Annotated in this window: 2 protein-coding genes; one reads left to right on the plus strand and one right to left on the minus strand. The window is 71.9% G+C overall.

Translation table 11 applies throughout. From position 1 onward, the window contains the following. Positions 1-24: 24 nt before the first annotated feature. Positions 25-1,899: an FHA domain-containing protein gene (locus QSG27_RS28395; protein WP_306712143.1), complete on the minus strand. Its 1,875-nt coding sequence runs from the start codon at positions 1,897-1,899 to the stop codon at positions 25-27. A gap of 144 nt (positions 1,900-2,043) precedes the next feature. On the opposite strand from QSG27_RS28395, the gene QSG27_RS28400 reads away from it, so the two are divergent. Next, positions 2,044-2,736 (plus strand): D-alanyl-D-alanine carboxypeptidase (locus QSG27_RS28400; RefSeq protein ID WP_306712144.1); only part of this gene is annotated, 693 nt, incomplete at its 3' end.

Here is a 2,736-nt window from a genome sequence, read left to right on the forward strand (position 1 = left end):
CCTGCCGGGCGAAGAAGGCGGCGTTCAGCGCCTGACGATCTCCCAGGCGATGCGCGCCGGCTCCTCGCCCAGCTCCGCGGAGCCGATCACGATCTCGCCCCGCGGCGGCAGCGGCAGCGGCTCGCCCGGCGTCAGCCGCCGCGGCTCCACCACCCCCGGCACGGCAATGCTGGTGCCGTTGCGGCTGAGATCCTCGACCACGAACAGGCCGTCCTGGCGCGACACCGCCGCGTGCCGGCGCGAGGCCGAGGCGATGTCCAGCACGAACTGGCATTGCGACGACCGCCCGATGACGAGCTGCGTCCCGTCCTCCGGAATCGCCTGGGTCCGGCCGCGCCAGAACAGCACCAGCCGGTCCGCGGCGGCCCTGGGCGCGTCGATCAGGACGGTCTCCTCGGTCGCCCGCGTCACGGCGCCTGCGTCCGGAGCGGCCAGCAGAGGAATGCCGAGCGACCGTTCGCCGTCCGGGATCGCGGCGATCCTGGCGATCAGCCCTTCGGCCAGCGCCCGCGGGATGCCGGCGGCGCGCAGGCGGCGGCCAAGCCCGTTGCGCACGTCCTCCGTGCGGACGCCGGGAGCCGCCAGCTCGCGGGCCGAGGTGATGCTTTCGAACTCCGCGGCGACCTGCCGGATCAGGAGGCTGAGCTTGTTCCGCCCGAAGGGGCTGGTGGCGAGGTCCAGCAGATAGCCGATGCGCTGGGCCGGCGCCGGCAGGCGGGTGGCCAGCCGCTGCACCGCCGTGTCGAAGGGCGCGTCCTGCCCGCCCGCACTCCACACCGTCTTGGCGCGCCGGGTCAGCGCCTCCGCCATGCCGGCGCCGCCCAGGAAACCGTCGAAGTTGGTCAGCCCCTCGACAATCAGGCCGAACGCCTTGCCTTCCGCGGAGTCGCCGGTGCGGGTCAGCGGGGTCAGGCCGGCCAGACCACCCTGGATGCGCCGCAGCAGGGCCGTCCGCGTCTCGTCGAAGCCGCCGCCGCCCAGCGCGTTGGACAGGGCCAGCAACTCGTCCGTGAAGGGCAGCCGGTCGTCCAGGACGCCGTGCACCGCCGCCACCAGGCTTTGCAGCGCCGCGCCCAGGTCGGGCGCGTAGCCGATCAGGGCGCGCACCGGCTCCCGCCCGTCCACGGTTTCCGCCAGCATCTGGTCGAGCACGCGGCGGTTCGCCTCCTCCTCGTCCTCCCGGTGGAAGCGCAGCAGCGCCTTGACCTTGCCGGGCCAGTCGCGGCAGGGCTCCAGCACGGCGCCGAAGGCGTGGGTGACCAGCCGGTCCCGCTCCTCCGGCGGGCGCTCCGCCGCCGCCGCCAGCAGGCCGCCCACCCCGTTCCGGGCCAGCGCCGCATCGAAGGGGGCCAGCGTGTCCGACGCCTGCGCCAGATCCTTCAGGGCGGCGAACAGCCGCGAAAGCTGGTCGTGCCGTTCGAAGGGCTTGATCCCCAGCAGGGGCGCCTGAAGGGTGGCGAGCCGGCTGATCGCCGGGTTGAACAGCAGGGCCTCCCGCTCGAAATAGCGCAGCGGGTAGTAGCGGTGGAGCTGTTCGGCCGGGATCACCGCCTGATCGTCCCAATAGCCGCGCAGCAGGCGCAGCAGCAGCATCCGGCTCTCGTAGGAAAAGAGCTGAAGCGCGTCGGTGCACAGGCTGGCGGGACCGGCGTCACTCTCGTCGATGGAGGAGATGGTGGTGGGTTTGCCGCCGCCGGAGGTGGACTTTTGAAAAACGACCTCTTCCTTGCCCGCCTGATTGACCTTCAGGATTCGAACGACCGGAAATTTTGCAAGGCGAAGCAGATAGGCCGCGCGTTCCCGCGCCGCAGCCTCGTCGGGAAAGACACCGTCGATGTTTGGCTTGCCGCCCTGCTCGACGACGACTTCGAATGTGACGTTCCGGCGCCGTGACATCATGGGCTTTGCAGCTCTTTCCCAAAGGGCGTGGCGTCGTTTCGGATCTTTATGGTACGGGAAGCCAGCCATATGCGCATCAAAATTCCTCGCTCGCCCCCGGATTGACGCAGATGCGGGCCGGGGCTTTGCGCTAAACTGCGGGCCATGCGGCTTCCGACCTTTGCCATCCTGCTCCTGCTGGCCTGCGCCTCGGCGGTGCCGGCCTGCGCGTCCCCCATTGGCGTCACCGGTCCCGACGACCGGGAGACGATCGCCCGCAACGGCTTTTCCCCCGGCGACGTCGGCTATGCGCTGTTCGATCCGGACAGCGGCGCCGTCCTGGCGGCGCGGCAGCCGGCCAAGCCCTTCGTCCCGGCCTCGGTCGCCAAGCTGCCGGCGATGGCCGCGGCGCTCGCGGTGCTGGGGCCGGACCACCGGTTCGAGACCACGCTGCACGTCACCGGGCGGCTGGGAAACGGCGTGCTGGACGGCGACCTGATCCTGAGGGGCGGCGGCGACCCGTCGCTGTCCACGGAAGGGCTGACGGCGCTGCTGCACGACCTCGGCGCGCTGGGCGTCACGCGGGTCACGGGGCGCTTCCTCTACGACACCTCCGCCCTGCCCGAACTGGCGGAGATCGACGCCGGGCAGCCCTGGACCGCCGGCTACAACACCGGAGTCGGGGCGCTGTCGCTGAACTTCAACCGCTTCCGGTTCGACTGGACGCGCCCCGCCGCCGCGGGGCAACCGGTGCAGGCCGGCGCCTGGTCGGTGTCCGACGCGGGCCGGGTCCCGCTGGACAGCGTGACGGTGCAGGTCGCCGCCGGGACGGGGGCCGCCTTCACCCCGCTCGGCGCC

It is taken from the genome of Azospirillum isscasi, assembly GCF_030849505.1.
Lineage (GTDB): Bacteria > Pseudomonadota > Alphaproteobacteria > Azospirillales > Azospirillaceae > Azospirillum > Azospirillum isscasi.

What these genes read in the sequence shown, in the direction of transcription:
- QSG27_RS28395 (WP_306712143.1), bottom strand. Translation starts at nt 1,899, where the DNA reads ATGATGTCACGGCGCCGGAACGTCACATTCGAAGTCGTCGTCGAGCAG.